The sequence below is a fragment of the Microcoleus sp. Aus8_D2 genome, from assembly GCF_036702665.1.
GTDB lineage: Bacteria > Cyanobacteriota > Cyanobacteriia > Cyanobacteriales > Microcoleaceae > Microcoleus.
In genome coordinates, this window is the sequence record NZ_JAUBUN010000078.1 from 1 (window position 1) to 19,058 (window position 19,058).

At 45.5% G+C, this 19,058-nt stretch carries 16 protein-coding genes and 1 tRNA gene; 6 read left to right on the plus strand and 11 right to left on the minus strand.

The genetic code is table 11. From position 1 onward, the window contains the following. The first annotated feature begins 365 nt into the window (after positions 1-365). The gene (gene cofG / locus QUB64_RS31990; RefSeq protein WP_333278372.1) at positions 366-1,331 is read left to right on the plus strand and encodes a 7,8-didemethyl-8-hydroxy-5-deazariboflavin synthase subunit CofG; all 966 of its coding nucleotides are present in this window, start codon (positions 366-368) and stop codon (positions 1,329-1,331) included. Positions 1,332-1,450: 119 nt separating this feature from the next. Here the strand turns inward: cofG and QUB64_RS31995 are convergent, their stop codons facing one another. The 4 genes from QUB64_RS31995 to QUB64_RS32010 all read right to left on the minus strand — a co-directional run bounded on the left by QUB64_RS31995 (position 1,451) and on the right by QUB64_RS32010 (position 5,266). Further along, positions 1,451-2,227 (minus strand): SDR family oxidoreductase, encoded by a 777-nt coding sequence (locus QUB64_RS31995; protein WP_333278374.1) that lies wholly within the window; start codon positions 2,225-2,227, stop codon positions 1,451-1,453. Between the two features lie 205 nt (positions 2,228-2,432). Next, positions 2,433-3,911: an alpha-amylase gene (locus tag QUB64_RS32000; protein ID WP_333278375.1), complete on the minus strand. Its 1,479-nt coding sequence runs from the start codon at positions 3,909-3,911 to the stop codon at positions 2,433-2,435. A gap of 426 nt (positions 3,912-4,337) precedes the next feature. After that, positions 4,338-5,117, minus strand: coding sequence for a 3',5'-cyclic-AMP phosphodiesterase (gene cpdA, locus QUB64_RS32005; RefSeq protein ID WP_333278377.1), 780 nt, complete (start codon positions 5,115-5,117; stop codon positions 4,338-4,340). Further along, complete coding sequence (locus QUB64_RS32010; protein ID WP_333278379.1) at positions 5,114-5,266, minus strand: hypothetical protein; 153 nt, start codon at positions 5,264-5,266, stop codon at positions 5,114-5,116. Before QUB64_RS32010 ends, cpdA begins: the two co-directional genes overlap by 4 nt. Before the next feature lie 14 nt (positions 5,267-5,280). Between QUB64_RS32010 and QUB64_RS32015 the strand changes: the two genes are divergently transcribed. Further along, a tRNA-Cys gene (locus tag QUB64_RS32015) sits at positions 5,281-5,351 on the plus strand. A 282-nt stretch (positions 5,352-5,633) separates the two neighbouring features. Continuing rightward, the gene (locus tag QUB64_RS32020) at positions 5,634-6,545 is read left to right on the plus strand and encodes a site-specific recombinase (protein ID WP_333278381.1); all 912 of its coding nucleotides are present in this window, start codon (positions 5,634-5,636) and stop codon (positions 6,543-6,545) included. Here QUB64_RS32020 and QUB64_RS32025 read toward each other — a convergent pair. Beyond that, positions 6,542-7,300, minus strand: coding sequence for a hypothetical protein (locus tag QUB64_RS32025; RefSeq protein ID WP_333278383.1), 759 nt, complete (start codon positions 7,298-7,300; stop codon positions 6,542-6,544). The two genes, QUB64_RS32020 and QUB64_RS32025, sit on opposite strands and share 4 nt — an antisense overlap. A 206-nt stretch (positions 7,301-7,506) precedes the next feature. On the opposite strand from QUB64_RS32025, the gene QUB64_RS32030 reads away from it, so the two are divergent. After that, entirely contained in the window at positions 7,507-7,881 is a 375-nt protein-coding gene (locus QUB64_RS32030; RefSeq protein WP_333278386.1) for a hypothetical protein, read from the plus strand. Between the two features lie 404 nt (positions 7,882-8,285). On the opposite strand, the gene QUB64_RS32035 is transcribed toward QUB64_RS32030, so the two are convergent. The 3 genes from QUB64_RS32035 to QUB64_RS32045 form a co-directional block, all read right to left on the minus strand. Further along, positions 8,286-8,900 (minus strand): type II toxin-antitoxin system PemK/MazF family toxin, encoded by a 615-nt coding sequence (locus QUB64_RS32035; protein ID WP_333278389.1) that lies wholly within the window; start codon positions 8,898-8,900, stop codon positions 8,286-8,288. A gap of 4 nt (positions 8,901-8,904) precedes the next feature. Beyond that, on the minus strand, positions 8,905-9,387 hold the full coding sequence (locus QUB64_RS32040) for a type II toxin-antitoxin system antitoxin SocA domain-containing protein (RefSeq protein WP_333278393.1): 483 nt from the start codon (positions 9,385-9,387) through the stop codon (positions 8,905-8,907). 343 nt (positions 9,388-9,730) lie between these two features. Continuing rightward, entirely contained in the window at positions 9,731-10,201 is a 471-nt protein-coding gene (locus QUB64_RS32045; RefSeq protein WP_333278396.1) for a DUF4079 domain-containing protein, read from the minus strand. 96 nt (positions 10,202-10,297) lie between these two features. Here QUB64_RS32045 and QUB64_RS32050 point away from each other — a divergent pair, with 96 nt between their 5' ends. Continuing rightward, the gene (locus QUB64_RS32050) at positions 10,298-11,779 is read left to right on the plus strand and encodes an ankyrin repeat domain-containing protein (RefSeq protein WP_333278398.1); all 1,482 of its coding nucleotides are present in this window, start codon (positions 10,298-10,300) and stop codon (positions 11,777-11,779) included. 285 nt (positions 11,780-12,064) lie between these two features. Here the strand turns inward: QUB64_RS32050 and QUB64_RS32055 are convergent, their stop codons facing one another. Together QUB64_RS32055 and purH are read right to left on the minus strand one after the other, a co-directional pair. Further along, positions 12,065-13,003, minus strand: coding sequence for a 2OG-Fe(II) oxygenase (locus QUB64_RS32055; protein WP_333278401.1), 939 nt, complete (start codon positions 13,001-13,003; stop codon positions 12,065-12,067). Between the two features lie 334 nt (positions 13,004-13,337). Next, positions 13,338-14,885 carry a bifunctional phosphoribosylaminoimidazolecarboxamide formyltransferase/IMP cyclohydrolase gene (gene purH, locus QUB64_RS32060; RefSeq protein ID WP_333278403.1) on the minus strand — a complete coding sequence of 516 codons (1,548 nt, stop codon included), beginning with the start codon at positions 14,883-14,885 and terminating at the stop codon, positions 13,338-13,340. Positions 14,886-15,466: 581 nt separating this feature from the next. Between purH and QUB64_RS32065 the strand changes: the two genes are divergently transcribed. Then, positions 15,467-17,419 carry a PAS domain S-box protein gene (locus QUB64_RS32065; protein WP_333278405.1) on the plus strand — a complete coding sequence of 651 codons (1,953 nt, stop codon included), beginning with the start codon at positions 15,467-15,469 and terminating at the stop codon, positions 17,417-17,419. A gap of 81 nt (positions 17,420-17,500) precedes the next feature. Here QUB64_RS32065 and glcD read toward each other — a convergent pair whose 3' ends face one another. Continuing rightward, on the minus strand, positions 17,501-18,976 hold the full coding sequence (glcD, locus tag QUB64_RS32070) for a glycolate oxidase subunit GlcD (RefSeq protein ID WP_333278407.1): 1,476 nt from the start codon (positions 18,974-18,976) through the stop codon (positions 17,501-17,503). Positions 18,977-19,058 lie beyond the last annotated feature (82 nt).

Below are 19,058 nucleotides of genomic sequence, written 5' to 3' on the forward strand. Positions count from 1 at the left end.
CATTGTTTTATGATTGCGTTATTTGGTTTTCAATGTTCGTGACGGCTTTGTGTTCCGCCATGTAAATAAATATAAAGCTTTTATTTCGGTTTGTAAAGGGGTATTAAGCACAGTTTTTGTTATGAATATCATAAGTCTAACTAATATATAGCTGTAAAGCTTACTATACAAGGGTTTAAAGGCTGAGAACGGAATGGGATGGCGATCGCACCAACAAAAAAATGTTCATAATTTAGCTAGGTAACGAGATTGGTGACTGGCGCGAGTGTTAAGATACATGAAGGAGCGCGATCGCCAACCGCAAAACTCGCACTGACAGATACATATATATTGTTGCCCAAGTCCGATCGATAAAAATCCAAGGAATGTCTCGCACCGTCACCTACAGCCCTGCTTATACCCTGGTTCCCACCTACGAGTGTTACAACCGGTGCACCTATTGCAATTTTCGGGCCCAACCGCTGCAAAGTCCTTGGCTGACACTCGCAGAAGCCGAAAAACAGCTCAAATTGCTGCTTCCTCAAGGTGTAATTGAAATTCTGATTCTCAGCGGCGAGGTACATCCTCAGAGTCAACGGCGCAAAGCTTGGTTTCAGAGGATTTACGATTTGTGCGAACTGGCACTTAGTCTCGGATTTTTGCCACATACTAATGTGGGGCCGCTCAGCTTTGAGGAGATGGCACAGTTAAAACAGGTGAATGTCTCGATGGGGCTGATGGTAGAACAACTTTCTCCCGATTTGTTACAAACGGTTCACAGACACGCACCGAGTAAAGTGCCGGCGCTGCGGCTCAAACAGTTAGAATGGGCTGGGGAATTGCAGATTCCGTTTACAACTGGCTTGCTGCTGGGAATTGGGGAAACTGAGGCGGATTGGATTGAGACTCTGGAGGCGATCGCCCGGATTCATTCGCGCTACAATCACATTCAAGAAGTTATTTTGCAGCCTCACAGTCCGGGAAACAAGCAAAGTTGGGACGGCGAAGTTTTTGATGCTACAAAAATGCCACAAGTAATTGCGATCGCCCGCAGCATTTTACCATCTGAAATCTCGCTGCAAATTCCGCCTAATTTAGTTGCACAGCCCGAAATATTGCTAGCTTGTTTAGAAGCAGGTGCGAGAGATTTAGGCGGAATTGGGCCCTTGGATGAAGTTAATCCCGATTATCCTCATTTGCAACACCAAACTTTAACAGAAATTTTAGCAGCAGCCCGATGGCAACTCGTGCAGCGTTTGCCTGTTTATCCTCAGTACGATAACTGGCTGCCGCAGAGATTGCAAACTGCTGTCAAACAATGGAGAGTTTGGCGAAATATTTATCAAATATGAATTGTCCCAAGGTTCGTAGTGAGGACTTTAGTCCGCATCCAAATTTGCGGACTAAAGTCCTCACTACGAACTTAAAATAGCATTTTTAGGGAATAATATGTTTGCCGATTGAATTTATTTTAAATCAAAGAACCGCCGCCATCAATCCAGACTTCAGTACCCGTGATAAAGCTGGAGGCATCCGATACCAGAAATAAAACTAATTGAGCGATTTCTTCGCTGGAACCGGCGGTATTATCAGTCAAAGGAATCATATCTTTAATGGAATCAGGCGCGACTGGAATGCGATCGAGATGGCGCTTAACGGTACTTTGATCGATCGCAGTCAGCACCCCGCCCGGACAGATTGCATTGACTCTGATGTGGCTGGGAGCAAGTTCTAGCGCCAGCATTTTTGCAAAAGCTACTTGGGCGGCTTTGCTGCAAGCGTAGGCGGTGGCGCCCACTTTCCTAAAACTTCTCGTGCCATTAATCGATGATGTAATGACGATGGAACCTCCTTGTTGTTTGAGATAAGGAACAGCATATTTAACCGTCAAAAAGGTTCCGGTGAGGTTAGTGTTAATTGTCCGATCCCATTCATCGTGTTCTATCTCTTCTATCGGCGACCAGACGCCGTTAATCCCCGCATTAGCAAACACAATATCAATTCTTTGATATTCGTCAAAAATTGTTTCAAATGCCTCTTGCATATGCTCAGCATCCGCCACATCTGCGGCAATCGCCAGCCCGCAACCTCCTTCATTGACCAACTGGCGGACGGTTTCTTGTGCTGTTTCTAAAGTGCGATCGATAATTGCAACTTTTGCGCCTTCTTCGGCCATTAAGATTGCTGCTGCACGTCCAATTCCCGACCCGCCGCCCGTAATCACGGCAACTTTTTCTGCAAGTTTCATAATTTGTTATTTAAATAATTTAGTGTCGCGATCGCCTAAAAATACAACTATAGATAGAGAGAGGACTGAAGTCCTCACTACGAACAGGCTTTACTTATCAAAAATAGCAAAGTAAAAAGTGGTTTGATGTACTCATCATAGCGGTAAGGTGCCCCTCGGCGCACCCTACTTCAGACAGAGGAGTACATCAATATTAAGACAGTCCTTACGACTGAGGAACCCAGACAGAAACTGAACCGGCGTTGCACCGAAAATCTGCCCAACCATCGTCATTAGTTGCGATCGGTTCTTTGATGTGTTCGGTGATGTCGATATAAGTTCGATTCGGATGTCCGACTTCCATAAACTTAGTGCCATCGCCTCCGTTACTCAGTACCACGGCCATGCCACCCGGATGTTCTTCATCTCCGAGTCGCGTCCAGCCAATGGTGTTGGCATGGTCGAAGTAATCGTACTGATTCCCGTAGGAATAAGTTTGGCGCGCGAACAACATTTTATCTAGAATCCATTGATGTTTGTCTAACCAAATCTCGTATTCGTTGCCATCATTTGCTGTATCCTTATAGTTAGCGCCGTAATAATCCGGGTAAAAAATACACGGATATCCTTCGCTGCGTAGCAGGATTAAAGCGTAGGCTAAGGGTTTAAACCAAGCCTCGACAACTGATTCAAGGGATTGCAAAGGTTGCGAATCGTGGTTGTCAACCAAAGTAACCGCGAGGGTTGGTTGGTCTTTAACCAGAGTGTTGTCAAAAATTGTGCGCAAGTCGTAGCTGTTACCGGCTTTGCTAGCAGCGTGGAAGTTGTAGTGGAGGGGCGCGTCAAATAAGGATACTTTACCGTCAGTTGCTTGGATAAAGTAATGCAAAGCTTCCACTTCGTAAGACCAATATTCACCGACGGCAAATAGGTCGCGTTTGGCATAGTTGCGGACGTGTTCCAACCATTCTTGGAAAAATTCTGCTGCTACGTGTTTGACGGCATCGAAGCGAAAGCCGTCAACGTTTGTTGTATCGACATACCACTCGCCCCAGTATTTTAATTCGCCGGTGACTTCTGGGTTGTCCATATCTAAGTCGCAACCCATGAGGTAGTCAAAATTGCCTTTTTCTAAGTCTACTCCTCGATCGAATTCTTTGCCTTTTAGCAGGTAAATGGCATGGGTGTCTGTGTTGTAAACGTTGTAATCAATAGCGTCAAAATGCCACCAATGCCACTCCATGCTGGAATATTTTTTGTCGCGGCCGGGGAAAGTAAAATGCGTCCAAGCTTTGATTTTTTGATATTCCCCTACGGTGTCATTGCGGTTGTCGGGATTGAAGGGTGTGGCTTCGGCTTCTTCTTCTGCATCTGCACCTAATTTGTGGTTGAAGACAACATCGGCATAAATCATGATTCCTGCATCATGTGCAGCTTTGATCGCGCGCAAATATTCATCTTTTGTGCCGTATTTGGTGCGTACCGATCCTTTTTGGTCGAATTCGCCTAAGTCGAATATGTCGTAAACACCGTAACCTACGTCCATCCCGCCGCCGGTTCCTTTATAGGCGGGCGGCAACCATAGCGATGTTACACCAATTTTTGCTAAATCTTTTGCAGATTCTGCTAGCTGATTCCACAGACTCCCATCAGCGGGATTGTACCAGTGGAAATACTGCATCATGACGCCATTGACTTGAGACATATTGAGTTTCTCCTGTTTTGTAAAGTTGTCAGATATATTTTTGTTCGTTGCCGATGCACTCTAAATATGTCTGCAATCTACGGTCAATACTTATCATAAAATGTTGACCTAGATAAAAATATCTATCGGCTGATAGATTGACAGTTGAGTTTATTTTTGGTATGAGTCTTTTTAACAGATGTAATCTAGTAAAAAATGTGTTCTATGATTTGTAATTTTGGGTTCAGAAACCTGCTTAATATTGTTTGGGTTTGAAGCTACACAATTGCATTGGTTTGTAGTGATGACTTGACTTATATGATTTTTGATGCGGACGCTCAGTCCTCACTACGAACGAATTTGATGCGGACGCTCAGTCCTCGCTACGAACCGGGTGGATGATTTTGAGATTTGCCGATCGCACAATCATATCTTGACTATAAATTATTAAGCTGTTGCAGGTTCTGCGGCTACTCGCTCAATCTTAGTTTCCCAAGTACCATCGATCGCCAATTCGATCGATCTAAATCCGGGCCCGATGGTGTCGAGGACAATCCCAGAGGTTTTGGGTAGTAGTTGGATGCAGGTACTGGGCGCGCCCAAGTAAGAAACTAAGCCTCGCTGTTGCTGAAATTCTTGGTGAATGTGCCCGCAAAGGACGATTTTGATTTGAGGGTATCGATCGACAATTGCGAAAAATTCATCGGCATTGTGCAGCATCATGCTGTCCATAATCTCACAGTCGATCGCCAGCGGATGGTGGTGCAAGGCAATCATAACAGAGCGATCGCCCGTTTGTTGGAGTTGAGAGTCCAGCCACTGCAAGCTGTCTGGGGAAAGCCGCCCGCCGTCGCATCCGGCTTCCACACTCGACAGCAGTAGAAACTGCCAGTTTCCCAGCATCCACGATTTGTCAGGGGAAATCGGTGGCTGATTTAAGATTTCTGTCATAACTGGGATGTTGTCGTGGTTTCCCGGTATCCAGTAGGCGGGAATTCCCAGGGGGGCGATGAGGGAGACGAGGCGCTGATAAGATTCGGGTGTTTCGTCTTGGGATAAGTCGCCTGTCAGCAAAAGTAAGTCGGGCGGCGGCTGGATCTGTTGCAGGCGATCGAGAACTGCTTGCAGGGTGCGGGCTGTTGAGATCCCTTTCCATTGTCGATCGATCTCTGCAAACAGGTGAGTGTCGGTAATTTGGGCGACTCGGAGGGTAGAAGCTGGTGTCATGGCTGGTGTTGCGGGCGAAGCGGAGGCGATCGAGCTATTTCTAGATTAGCCTGGGATGGGGCTTTGAGGGCGATCGAAAACAAGCGAGGAAAATTTTTGACAGGTATGTTGAAATAATCAGGATTTAGTGTATTATCGTATAACGTCAATTTTCAGACGTAACGGCGGCATAGCCAAGTGGTAAGGCAGAGGTCTGCAAAACCTCCACCCCCAGTTCAAATCTGGGTGCCGCCTTTATTTTCATGCGCTTTTAAAGGTGTAAAACAACGGATTTGCAAAGTTTTCGGGATTGTAACAAAGTGTGTATCGCATACGATCACATATAATCAAAGGCAGAAATTAGTGCAAATCTAGTGAATGGAAAATCAAGGGAGAATTAACCAGGCAAATGGCCGGCTAAAAATGGGCAAGGTGGGTGTGACCATTTTCCAAAGAGGGGACTACTTGTATTTACGAGCGGTTCTCCCCGCGAAACCCGGGAAGACGAATCAGGCTCGCTGCCAGCAGCAAATTTCTTTGCACGTTCACGCAAATCTTGCGGGAATCTCCTTTGCTGAGAAAGAAGCCCGGAAGCTGGGCTTTTTACTGGATTCAAAGATTTTCGATTGGAACTTGTATGTAGATAACTCCCGATCGCCCGAAACGATCGCACATTGGATACAAAGATTTGAAGAGGCAAAGCGACCAACAGTTTCGGTGACGACATGGAAAACTGATTACGCTCGCCCGTTCGGAGTGTTGCCCACCGACAAACCGATTTCTATTGAAGCATTATTAAGTGCGATTTCTCGCACTAAACCCAATTCTCGTCAGCGCCGTAGATTTTGTCTAGCTTTCCGCCAGTTAGGTCGGATTGCTGGACTAGAACTTGATGTTAGGGACTTGGTTGGAAATTACTCGCCAACCAAAGTCCCGCCACGCGACCTACCGACAGACGAAGAAATTGCCAACTGCTTTGACCAAATTAACAACCCTCACTGGCAATGGGTTTATGGGGTCATAGCAGCCTACGGCCTTCGCGACCATGAGGCTTTCTTTTTAGATATGTCGAAGTTCCCGATCGCGCAAGTGCTCGAAGGCAAAACCGGGTATAGGCAGTGCTGGCCCCTAAGACCAGAATGGGCTTACAACTGGAATCTCTCCCAAATCAAGCGGCCACCTGTCACGGGGGAGTGTCACGCAGATTTCGGCGCGAGGGTGTGCAAGTTTTTTGCGCGATCGCCAGTTAAATTCCGTTTTCGTGCCTACGACTTGCGCCATAGCTGGGCTGTCCGAGCAATCCGGTTTGGGCTAGATACCTCGCTCGCCGCTAAGCAGATGGGCCATTCTCTGTTAACCCACACAGAGACTTACCATCTGGCTATCAACGAACGAGAGCAACAAGAGGCGTATGAACGCCTACTGATTCAAAACCAACCTCAGGTCTAGGGGGAAGAACTTAATAAGTCTAAAAGCGCCTCCACATCCACCAAGTCCGCTTTGGACTTTTTACGCTTAGCCTTCAACTGGTTGAGGAGGTCGGCAGCTTCTACCTTTGAAAAATAGGCTCCGACTATCGCCGATGTTTTGGATTGAGCGGGCTTTTGGAACTTAAACGGCTCGCGCTCCAGTTCCCGGATGGTATTGCTTTGCTGCAAAAGCTTGCTGTTGGCTTCACGCAATTTAGTTTCCGCTTCGGTCAACTGTGTACGAGTGCGCATCTGCTCTCCTTCAATGCTTTTTTCAGTGCTCATAAGTTCCCTCATACCTTCGTTGTAGAGTTTTTTGGTTTCCGCAAATTCTTGGCGTTCGGATTCTAGTTTTTCAATTTGCTCGTCTGCCTCAGCGATAATTTCATCCTTCGCTGCCAGCCGAAAACGTAGGTCGGAGATTTCTTGATTCCTTGATTTGATAAGCGTGTCGCTTCTTTCTAGGCTTTGGCGCAAGCTTTCGACTTCTTCTGTGGTGTCCGGCCTGAGTGATTCTGTGGGTGATTCACTGACTGCCCTCAATTTTCCCAGCCGTTCCTCCATCAATTGCAGGCGGGTTTCGAGCGCTGCTATTCGGTTCTGTATAACTGCATCTGTAACCACTTCGAGCTTGTCTGTAACTTCATCTGTAACCATCTCTATAACCTTGGTCTGACGCGGTTGTGGGGGAATTTTTAGCGCTTCCCCTATCTCTTCCAAGTGTTTAGCTGTCAAGTCTGGCGTCCTTCCTATGTAACGCTATTGAAACGAATGCTTACAACTATCGTAACTACCGCAAACAACTTGTCAGTCACAGTCTCAAAGAAACGGATAACTTAGATTTTTTCCAAGATTTATTGACCGGGAGTTGCCAGACATTTCAGAAACAGATTAAAGTCAACATGAGTTATCTTACCGCAGGACGGCAATTGTTTCAATAGATGATTGAAACTATCCGAATAATTGTGGAATTGGACGGTCAAAAACAACAGGCAAAGTTTGAGCTGGCGGAAAGAAAAAGCGATGTCGAATTGCAAAATACGATTCAATCGGTAGGTGCAGGCATCGGTGCAGGCATCGGTGTAGCCGGAATCATTGCTAGCAGTTATCCTCTGATAACGCAAGTTCCGATCGCACCTTTTTCTACATCTTTACTACCGCATCCCTTTGTATTATCCCTCTTTTTGAGTTTATTATTTGGCGCAGGCTTTGGCTTTGGTACTTGGGGGTGGACTCGCAAAATTAAGCCTAAAGAGGTAAATAGTAGGAATCAAATTATCGGTAGCAATGAGAATAACTCGGATTTACAACGCTGATAGCAGCTTTTAAGGGATGAAATGCAGGACACTCGCAATCACAAAAAACTGTTAAGTGAACCGTATTGATTTATCAAAAATGGTGCGTCGCTGTGAGATTGTCGATTTTGATCGAGGGATTACCGTATTGATTTATCAAAAATGGTGCGTCGCTGTGAGATTGTCGATTTTGATCGAGGGATTGTCGATCGCGACGCACCCTACAATATAGATTGTTGAGAAAGAGTAAAATAGAGGGGTGTTTATTCATCTGTTGAATCACTCTGGTGCGTCGCTATGAGATTGTCGGTTTTTATGGAGGGATTGTCGATGGCGACGCACCCTACAACTCAGTTTCCTATTCTCTTTAGTCTGCGGAGGCAGACATCGTTTGTATAGACGCGGTTTCAACCGCCGTCTGCATCTCACCATAATTCTAGATCGCTTATGACTTTTTCTAAATCAATCTTTTTCTGTATTTCCTTCGGTAGATAATCAAATACTTTCTCTAAAACTTCCCCAGACACATTGTTCATCAACCAATCATTACTACAATCATCCTCAAGATTCAAAAAATACTTTAAACGTTCATCTATCGACTCCTTATCTCCTTTATCTACTTGTCCAACTCGTTCCAACCAATTTCCTTGGGAGTCCTTAAAGCAATTAGCATCAACATTGCATATCTGATGCACTAAAGCTAAGCAATTCTGAGAAAGACCGTGTTTGCTAGTCGAATTAATCGGATATGCTGTTGGTAAGCCTTTGCAGGTTTCTTGGAAAGTTAAGGGAATTACCGTAAAAGTTTCTAGTAATTCAGACTCATCTTGAAATTGGTCGCTTGCCCAAATGAGATAATGATGCTCTCCCCGCAAAACCATGCTAGAATTAATTATCAGATTGCAATCAACAGTCTTGCATTCAATTTTACCTGCTTGACTTAAATCATAAATCTGATTGTGATTATGTTTGCACCGAAGAGATACTTTCTGGGGATTTACTAAATAAATCCAACCTTGACGAGGTGTTTTTCCAGCCACGTTACTACCCTAATTCACTGATTAATTTTTGTCTTTCTGTGTCCAGGTTAAGCCTCACCACTTCCTCTAGTTGATTGCTATCTTTAACCTCAATCATTGGGGCGGTGCTGTAGATATATTTTAGTAATTGCTGGATTTTATCATGTCCTGAGCCTGCCCATTCTCTGCGAATGTTTTCCAGCATTAGTTTTAGTCCGACAGGCAATTCTAAATCATCGACATTACCTGCTTGGGTACCAAGTCGGATAAATATGGTTTCTCCGACAGATTCTTGCACAATTGTTTTGCCGTTCATTTGATTTAAGGCGACAATTATGTCTTCGTTCCAAGGGCTATAGTGATAATAACGCCAATTGAGTTCTGTAAGCTGTTTGCTCGTCCATTTGACAGAATAAAGGTCGGCTAAATATAAAAATTTGATTAATTGTGTTTTGGTAATATGACCTTTGGTGGCGTAAACAAAATACTTGATGAGGGTTTCTAGCATGGCTTTGATTTTTTGTAGGGTGCGTCGCTATAAAAATTCATGAATTCCATCGATAATCTGATTGCGACGCACCTTACGACAGTTGGGAAAGAGTAAAAGAGAGGGTTATTTCTACTCGTTAACAGGCTCTGCCTGGTAACGCAGATCCGGAGGCTCTGCCTCCTTAATCCTGTGCCGAGGCAGAGCCTCTAGATATGGATTCCAAGGCTCTGCCTTGGAACGAGTTACTGTTACGATTAAAGAAACCGGGTTTTTAGCAGAATTTACGCCTACAACGAAGTAAACGCGTGAAAAACCCGGTTTCTGGACACGCTCGCGTCAGTCCTGAATCGCACTTTAACGGTTACATTTTACTGATAATTCTTTGTAGGATTTCTACACCTGTTACCGCCTGCCAGCCAAATAGCCCTAACAGCCCCACATTTAGAACGATGTGAGTGTATCTGGCAATATCGTTGCCTTTTTGCATCAACGGAGTTAGGGAGGCTGAAATGGCAATTATGACGGTCATTCCTAGGCCTGCGACTAGGTGCGGGGCGACAAATAGTTTGCCGTTGTTGATGTAGGTGACTGCCATTGCGCCGATCGCACCTGTTACCATTAACGCTAGCAGCAAAGAGCCCATCTGATGGTGCTTGATATTGAATTTGCCCTTAATTAACTCTTTCTTGACATCGCCTTCCGCACTTCTGGTACGGCGGATTTGTATGCCCAGATACAAAGCATAAAATGAGATTGCTAGCAATACCCACATTAAAACTGGGTGGAAGAATTGGCTCCAAACTTTTACAGACTGCGGAATTTCGAGATTCATAGTGTTCTCAGGATTAGCAAACATACTTCATAAAACTTAGCATACCAGTAAGTCCGTCTCGTGCGACGGTACAAATATACGGTATGAGAGACTATTATGCCTGCCACTAAACAAGACGCTGTATTGATTCAAGCCGCCAAGACTGGCAACATTATTCACGTCCAAGCTTTACTCGCTAAGGGCGTTGACGCTAACGCCAAAGACTCTGAGGGGACGACGGCTTTGATGTTTGCTGCCCAAAAGGGATATACGGAAATCGTGCGTATTTTACTAAACAATGACGCTGATGTCAACCATGTTAGCAGGCGTTTTGGGCTGACGGCTTTGATGTTGGCCGCCGCTCACAAACAAGCTGATGTTATGGGGCTGTTGTTGGCTGCGGGTGCTGATGTTGATGCTAAAAATGATGATGGAAGTACGGCTTTGATGGCGGCTGCTCTCAAAGGCGATATTAATGTTGTCCGGCTTTTACTTGATGCTAAGGCTGATGTAAATGTTCGCGATAAAGATGGGGATTCTGCTCTGAAAATAGCGGCTTTATCGGGACACGAAGCTGTTGTGAAAGCTTTGGCTGATGCGGGTGCTGTTGCTGATAATTCTATGCTATTTTTAGCAGTTAGTCAAGGAAGTGCTGCAATCGTGCGAATTTTGCTCGATCGCGGTGCGGATGTTAATCTTAAAAATCTACAGAGTAAAACTCCTTTGATGCAGGCACAGGCGGCGGGTAATTTGGCGGTTATCGAGGCGCTGTTAGCTGCGGGTGCTGATTTGGAAATTCGCGACAAAGAGGGCGAAACTGCTTTAACTTTGGCTGCGGATGGCGGGAATGTTGATGCGGTGCGGGCTTTGTTGGCTGCGGGTGCTAATGCGAATGTCAAAAGTGGAGATGGCGGAACGGCTTTGATGGCGGCGGCTGCTGGTGGAAATTTGACGATCGCCCGTATCTTACTCGATGCTGGCGCGGATATCAACGCCAAGGACAGAGATGACGAAACTGCGTTGAATTTTGCCGTGGTTGAAGGCTGTAAAGATGTGGTGGAAATGCTCTTAAACCGAGGCGCTCATGTCGGTTCGAGAAATCGGTTGGGCGATACGCCTTTGCTGGTGGCGGCTGTTCACGGTCATAGTGCGATCGTATCCGCTTTGCTGCAAAAGGTAAACTCGAATCAGGCTGATTTCCTGAATGCGAAGAACTTTGGGGAGACGGCTTTGACTCTGGCTGCGTTTCACGGACATACTGAGACAGTGAAAGCTTTGCTTGACGGCGGTGCAGATCCCAATATCCCGGCGGATTTGGGGAAGACTGCTTTGATGAAGGCGTGCGATCGCGGTTATATGGCGATCGTCCAAATATTAGTCGAAAAAGGCGCAGATGTCAACTTGCTGGATGATTCCGGCGCCACCGCTATCATGTGGGCAGCCCATCGCGGTTATTCTGATGCAGTCAAGATTTTAATCGCCGCTGGTGCAGAATTAAACCACAAGAATCCGGGCAATTATACAGCTTTAATGTTAGCTGAATTTAAGGGTTATTCGAGTGTTGTGAAATTGCTCAAAAGTGCAGGAGCACAAGAGTAATACGATTTTCGATTTTCGATTTTTGATTTTCGATTTATAGCCTTTCTCAAAAAGATTAGGTATTGACCAATTAATTAATAATTCTTCAATCCCCCAATCTAAAATCTAAAATCTAAAATCTAAACTTGTACCTCATCTATTCGAGAAAGGCTATAACTGGTTCCCAGGCTAACCGCCTGGGAACCCATATCTAGAGGCTCTGCCTCGTTTGGGAGGAGGCAGAGCCTCCGGATCTGCGTTACCAGGCTGAAGCCTGGTAACGAGTAATAATCCGCAAATCTTGTCTCAATCCGCTTTACGCACCCAGCCATTAATAGTAAAGCGACTATCAGCAAAAGCTTTGGAGGGACAGCTAACTGGCAAAACTTCGTGCATATAGCGGCTCAGAAAAAATACAATGCTGTTGTTCCGAGGTTCAACGGTTCTGAATGTTTCATCTGCAACATAAAAATTGTTCTCGACTTTGCTGTCGTAAATCTGCAATTCACCGCCTGAAAAAGCCTTGGGTTCTCGATTGAAATAATAAACATAAGTAAAAAATCTGCTGGCGGTATCTGGCGAGCCGCTGTCGTTGTGAAGTTTGTAAAAGTTGTTATCGTTGTGCATAGTTAGCTGAGCTTCTATGTCACCAAGCGGAAATGAGGGAATATTTAATTTACGCAGCACGTCGGGGAGAATTGCTTTGATGCGATTCACCATCAGTGCTGAAAATTCGGGGAAAACGTGGAGCACCATCGAACGGCGGTAATCTTCGGCATTGGTTGAGGTGCTGGTAGTTATGAATTCGGATTCTTTGGCTAAAACGTATTTGATTAGTTTGTTCTTTTCTGCGGCTGTCAAAAAGTTGTCTATTTGGGCGTAGCGAGATATTAAGTCGTCATTTACAGGCGCGGGGGCGGGAATTTCTGCTGGAATTTCTAGGGGAATTTCTAGGGGAATTGCTGGCTGTTGCGGTTGCAGTTGCTGCAAGAAAATTGGGGGTTCGGTGACTAATCCGACTAGGTGTTCGGCGGGAAAAGAAAGGCTGGAACGCCCGTCGTCTATGGGGATTTGAAATAAGGTGGAAAAACCGACTGTCTGTTGGGTGCGATCGACTAATGCTTTGACAAGGCTGTGCAATAATGGTGTATCGGATTTGAGGACGACGGTGCACTGATGTCCGCCGGTAAGCAGGATTTTAACTTTAACATCTTGGGGTTGAATTTGCTGTTCAGTGTAAGTCATAATTTTTTCAAGATGCAACTGGGAACTCGTTAGGATATAACAGTGTTCGTGGGTGTCACAGTCTTCCCGATCCCCCCTAACCCCCCTTAAGAAGGGGGGGACAAGAGTGTCAATGTCTCTCGTCTTAAGGGGAGACAAGAGTATTCTCAAAGTCCCCGTCTTAAGGGAAGACAAGAGTATTTTCAAAGTCCCCCTTCTTAAGGGGGATTTAGGGGGATCTAGACTCGGATATAAACGATATTCATCAAAGTTTTTAGACTTAAGTTGACACCCGCGAACACTATTGTATCCCTACACTATCCTACACAATTGAGAAGTGGTATAAGTATGATTCCTAATGCAAGAAGTGGCGGATATCGGTGAAAACCATGGTGATTCCGAGTTGGTTGGCGGCTTCTATGGAATCTTTATCGCGCATACTACCTCCCGGTTGGACGATCGCAATTATCCCCGCCCCAGCAGCCGTTTTTACCGAATCATCGAAGGGGAAGAAGCCGTCGCTAGCCAAAATCGCTCCTTTACTCTTCTCTCCTGCTTGTTCCAACGCTAGTTTAACCGATCCCACGCGGTTCATTTGTCCGGCGCCTACACCAATTGTAGTGCGATCGCGCGTCACAACGATCGCATTCGATTTCACGTGTTTCGCTACTTTCCAAGCAAACAGCAATTCTTCCAACTCTCCAGCAGTCGGCTGTTTCTCTGTAACTGCGCGCCAGTTGCTAGTTTCTTCTACTACATTGTCCGATTCTTGCACCAGCAAACCGCCTGCAATTATTTTAACAGTTTGTGCTGGGCCTTGAGTCAAATCAGGCAAAATTAAGACTCGGACTTTCGCCTTCTTTTTAATGATTTCTTCCGCTTCTGGTTCGCAGCCAGGCGCGACAATACATTCTAAAAATGTTTGAGTTAGCGCTGTTGCGGTAGCCGCATCAATCGGGCGGTTGAGGGCGACAATTCCGCCGAAAGCTGAGACTGAATCCGTGTCAAAAGCTTTTTGATACGCTTCGGAAATAGTCGCTCCCAAGGCTGTACCGCAAGGATTTGTATGCTTCAGAATAGCGGCGGCGGGAGTCTCGGGAAATTCTACAATTAGCCGTCTTGCTGCTTCTAAATCTACTAAATTATTGTAGCTTAATTCTTTGCCTTGCAGGATCGTGCTAGTCGTCCAGCCTGTGGGTGCAGTTCCGCTTTGATACCAGGTGGCGGCTTGGTGGGGGTTTTCGCCGTAGCGGAGTGTTTGCAGCTCGGTTCCCGATACGCTAAACTCCTGTGGTAGCTTCGATTCTGCTGGCTGGGATTGGCTGCTGAGATAATTTGCGATCGCGCGATCGTAATTTGCAGTATGTTCAAATGTTTCTAGCGCCCGATCTTGCCGGAATTTTAAAGAAGCTTCCCCGCCGTTTTGCCGCAGTTCTGCTAAATAATTATTGTACTGTTCTGGATTGCATAAAACTGTCAAATGAGCGTGATTTTTAGCCGAAGCTCTCAGCATCGCCGGCCCGCCGATATCTATCTGCTCAATTGCGTCTGCAAGTGTTACCCCTGGTTTGGCAATTGTCTGTTCAAAGGGATACAAATTGACTACAACTAAGTCGATCGCCCGAATTTGATTTTCCGTTAAATCCGCAAGGTCTTGGGCTACATCGCGACGTGCTAAAATACCTCCGTGGATGCGCGGGTGAAGTGTTTTGACTCGCCCGCCCAAAATTTCGGGAGAGCCAGTATATTCCGCAACTTTCGTGACTGGGATGCCAGCTTCTTTCAGGGCGCTTGCTGTCCCGCCGCTGCTAATTATGTCAAATTCAAATTCTTCTACTAGACTGCGCGCTAAGTCGATTAGCCCGGTTTTATTGGATACGCTCAGAAGTGCTAGACGTGCCATTGGTTTGAAATTGCGATCGCAAAAATAGACAGGTTACATTTTATATCAAATCTGGCGGCCGGGAGATAATTTGCTAATTGGTAATTGTGATTATAGCCTCGATCGCTCCCGAGTGAGGTATGTCTGGTAATGGGTAATGGGTAATGGGTAATGGGTTCCAAAGCTTTTGAACCGCAAGCTTTTCGGTGATTACCAATTACCAATTACCAAGCGTACCTCATCTTACTGAGAACTGCTATATTTTTTATATATAAAGATGAGTCTGCTTTTGCGCAGCGTATTTTTTTCAAAAATTATATAATAATTTATACTTAGCAGTTGCTTGTAAATATTTATAACTGGTGCGTCGCTCGTGTTATTTTGTCCGGTGCGAGCGGGATTGAAGCCATTTATAGCCTTAATAGTTAGTTTCCCTACTACGTAAATGCCGATGTTGTTGAAATTACTTAGTCAAGTGGAATAGATCATTCGATCGAGATAGATATTGAATTTTAACGATATTTGAGGATGAATTCTAAAAGTAGTGTGTTAGCATCGAGGGGAAATTGTTCTCTCCCTAAATTGGCAGGAAAATAGGGCGAGTGGAACACATTAATTTAAAAACTAATTGGGTAGGTTTAAATATGTCTTTTAAAGAAGCCGATGCAGCAAATAAGCTCAGTAATATTAGCAGTCCCCAGAAAGCAACTGCTAAAAACATGACGGAGAGCGCAAAATATCAAAATTTACCCACAAATTTAGCCGATAATTCGGCAGATATGAGCATTTCAGAAGCTTATGTTGTTAATCTGTGCGAATTGCAGCAGATGCAAATAGCAATGGAACAGCTAAAACAGGATTTGAAAGCTAGCGAATCTCGGTTTCGGAATGCGATCGCCAAAAATGCCGACGGCATCGCAATCGTCAACAAGCAAGGGCTTGTCTGTTTTGCCAACCCGTCAGCAGAAGCGCTATTTAACTGCAAAGCAGAGCAACTTTTAGGTCAAGCATTTTTTGGCAATTTGGTAGTAGAAGGTTCAGCTTGCGACATAGAGATGGACACGGATATTATTCCCCAAGTTGGAGAAACAGACGCGGCAGGAATTCGCGTCGTACAAACAGAAGTTGAAGCTATTCGCAAGCACAAAGCAAATGCTGTAGTAGAAATGCGGGTGGTGGAAACGGAATGGGAGGGAGAAATGGCTTATTTAGCCACGTTGCGGGATGTTACCGATCGCAAGCGCGCAGAAGAAATGCTTTGGTTGTACGATCGGGCTATGGCCGCTACTAGCACCGGAGTTACAATTTCTGACGCCACCAACCCAGAACATCCAATTATTTATTGCAATCCCGCATTTGAAAGCATGACAGGTTATCGGCGGGAAGAAATTTTAGGGAAAAACTGCCGATTTTTACAAGGAAGCGATACCGACTCCGCAGCGCTAGAAATCATCCGCCAAGCCTTGAAAACAGAGACCGGATGTCAGGTAATATTAAAGAATTACCGCAAAGACGGAACAATTTTCTGGAATTATTTCTCAATATCTCCAGTGCGCGACAAAACAGGCAAATTAACTCATTTCATCGGCGTACAGAGAGACATCACCGATCGCAAACAAGCCGAAGAAGCCTTGCAAAAATCCGAAGTGCAAAGCAGAGAACAATCAGCACAATTAGCAGCAGCACTTGAGGAACTAAAAATCACTCATTCCCAACTTGTTCAGAGCGAAAAAATGTCTAGTTTGGGATTGCTAATTGCCGGAGTGGCTCACGAAATCAACAACCCCGTCAGCTTCATTCACGGGAATCTCGCTCACCTCAAAGATTATACTCAAGACTTGCTCCACCTCCTCGAACTTTACCAACAACATTATCCCAATCCAGTCCCTGAGATTCAACAAGAAACAGCAGAGAACGATCTCGACTTTTTAGCTGAAGATTTACCCAAAATTATGTCTTCAATGAGCGTTGGGGTCGAGCGGATTTGCCAGATTGTGCAGTCGCTGCGGAACTTTGCACGGCACGACGATTCACAGATGAAACCCGTTAACCTCCACGAAGGTATTGACAGCACGCTGTTAATCCTAAATCACCGTTTGAAAGGAAACGCAGAAATTCCACCAATTGAAATAATCAAAGAATACGGAAACTTGCCACCTGTTGAGTGTTTTTCGGGTCCAATAAATCAAGTTTTTATGAATATTCTCAGCAATGCGATCGATGCTATAGATGATGGGAATAGTAGGCGAAGTTTTCAAGAAATGCCAGATAATCCCAGCCAGATTATAATTTGCACGGAAGTTGTCGGCAATTTTGTAGAAATCAAAATTGCCGACAACGGGCCGGGAATAACTGAGGAAGTCAAGCAGCGCATATTCGATACATTTTTTACTACTAAACCAATTGGTAAAGGCACCGGAATGGGTTTGTCAATTAGCTATCAAATTATTGTAGAAAGACATAAAGGCGAATTCTATTGTACTTCAGAATTGGGAAAAGGCACAGAATTTATTATCAAAATGCCGATCGCACATGAGCCTAGTTACCCACAATAAACTCCCGTTTGTAGTGAGGACTTTAGTCCTTCTTCATGAAAAAATAACAAAGGACTGAAGTCCTCACTACAAACTGGGGAATTAAAAAACCTCCGCACCCTCCAACTTCTTCATAGTTTCCACCTTAGCCCTCGCCGCTTCCCCGCAAGTCTTCGGTGTCGGAAACATCTTCCCAGGATTCGCCAAACCTTTCGGATTAAACACCTGACGCACCCACTGCATCGTCTCCAAATCTACCTCCGAAAACATATCCGGCATAAAACACTTCTTATCAGCACCGATACCGTGTTCCCCCGAAAGACTGCCGCCAACTTTCACGCACAGCCTGAGAATTTCCCCGCCCAATTCCTCCACCTTTTCCAGCGCACCTTTTACCGAGTTATCGTACAAAATCAGCGGGTGCAAATTCCCATCTCCCGCGTGAAATACATTCGCAATCCGGTAGCCGTATTTCTCGCTCAAACCCTCAATTTCTTTCAAAACAAAAGCCATTTGCGTGCGCGGAATTACGCCGTCTTGCACGTAATAATCCGGGCTGAGATGACCCGCAGCCGCAAAAGCCGCTTTCCGCCCTTTCCAAATTTTCATCCGCGTTTCCGGATCGTGGGCAGTTGTGATATTGCGCGCTCCATTTTGCTTGCAAATATCAGCAATTCGCTGTTTGTTGGTAGCTACTTCCACTTCTAAACCGTCGATTTCTACGAGCAGAATCGCCGCCGCATCCCGGGGATAACATCCAGTTGCTACTACATCTTCTACAGCATTGATGCTGATGTTGTCCATGATTTCCATGCCGCCGGGAATAATCCCAGCGCTGATAATATCGGAAACCGATTCGCCCGCTGCTTCTATGCTAGGAAAATCTGCCAGTAGAACGCAAATCGATTCCGGCGCTTTCAGGATTCGCAAAGTAACTTCTGTAGCGATGCCTAAAGTGCCTTCGGAACCGACAAATATACCAGTTAAATCGTAACCGGGCATTTCGGGAATTTCGCCGCCAACATCGACTATCGAACCGTCGGGAAGTACCAATTTTAATCCTAAAACGTGATTGGTTGTAACTCCGTATTTGAGGCAGTGAACGCCGCCAGAATTTTCGGCAACATTGCCGCCAATCGAGCAAATAATTTGACTGGAAGGATCGGGGGCGTAGTAGAAACCGGCGCCGCTAACTGCTTGCGTTACCCAGTTATTAATTACTCCCGGTTGTACGACTACTTGCTGATTTTCAAAGTCTACTTTCAGGATTTTTCGCATCAGGGCGGTGACAATCAGCACGCAGTTTTCTACGGGTAAAGCGCCGCCGGAAAGCCCGGTACCGGCGCCTCTGGCCACCCAGGGAATGGAATTGCGATCGCATATTTTGACCACATTTGCCACTTCCTCGGTAGTTCGCGGCAATACCACCAGGGCCGGGCGCTGGCGGTAGCTGGCGAGTCCGTCGCACTCGTAAACGAGCAATTCTTCACGGCGCTGCACTACCCCGTTTTTGCCGACTACGGTTTCAAATTCTTTAATAACGGGTTTCCAGTTGCGTTCGGTTGCTACGGCTATCATTAGTAACTTAATTTTAAGGGTTGCAATACTGACACTGAGCCGGAGCGGCAGTCTCTCGACCGTCGGGAAACAGTTCTTCTTT

Excerpts from the sequence above, each read along its gene's own strand:
- QUB64_RS32045 (WP_333278396.1), bottom strand. The coding sequence starts at position 10,201 with ATGAATCTCGAAATTCCGCAGTCTGTAAAAGTTTGGAGCCAATTCTTC.
- QUB64_RS32040 (WP_333278393.1), bottom strand. The coding sequence starts at position 9,387 with ATGCTAGAAACCCTCATCAAGTATTTTGTTTACGCCACCAAAGGTCAT.
- QUB64_RS32050 (WP_333278398.1), top strand. The coding sequence starts at position 10,298 with ATGCCTGCCACTAAACAAGACGCTGTATTGATTCAAGCCGCCAAGACT.
- glcD (WP_333278407.1), bottom strand. The coding sequence starts at position 18,976 with ATGATAGCCGTAGCAACCGAACGCAACTGGAAACCCGTTATTAAAGAA.
- QUB64_RS31995 (WP_333278374.1), bottom strand. The coding sequence starts at position 2,227 with ATGAAACTTGCAGAAAAAGTTGCCGTGATTACGGGCGGCGGGTCGGGA.
- cofG (WP_333278372.1), top strand. The coding sequence starts at position 366 with ATGTCTCGCACCGTCACCTACAGCCCTGCTTATACCCTGGTTCCCACC.
- QUB64_RS32055 (WP_333278401.1), bottom strand. The coding sequence starts at position 13,003 with ATGACTTACACTGAACAGCAAATTCAACCCCAAGATGTTAAAGTTAAA.
- purH (WP_333278403.1), bottom strand. The coding sequence starts at position 14,885 with ATGGCACGTCTAGCACTTCTGAGCGTATCCAATAAAACCGGGCTAATC.
- QUB64_RS32000 (WP_333278375.1), bottom strand. The coding sequence starts at position 3,911 with ATGTCTCAAGTCAATGGCGTCATGATGCAGTATTTCCACTGGTACAAT.
- QUB64_RS32030 (WP_333278386.1), top strand. The coding sequence starts at position 7,507 with ATGATTGAAACTATCCGAATAATTGTGGAATTGGACGGTCAAAAACAA.
- cpdA (WP_333278377.1), bottom strand. The coding sequence starts at position 5,117 with ATGACACCAGCTTCTACCCTCCGAGTCGCCCAAATTACCGACACTCAC.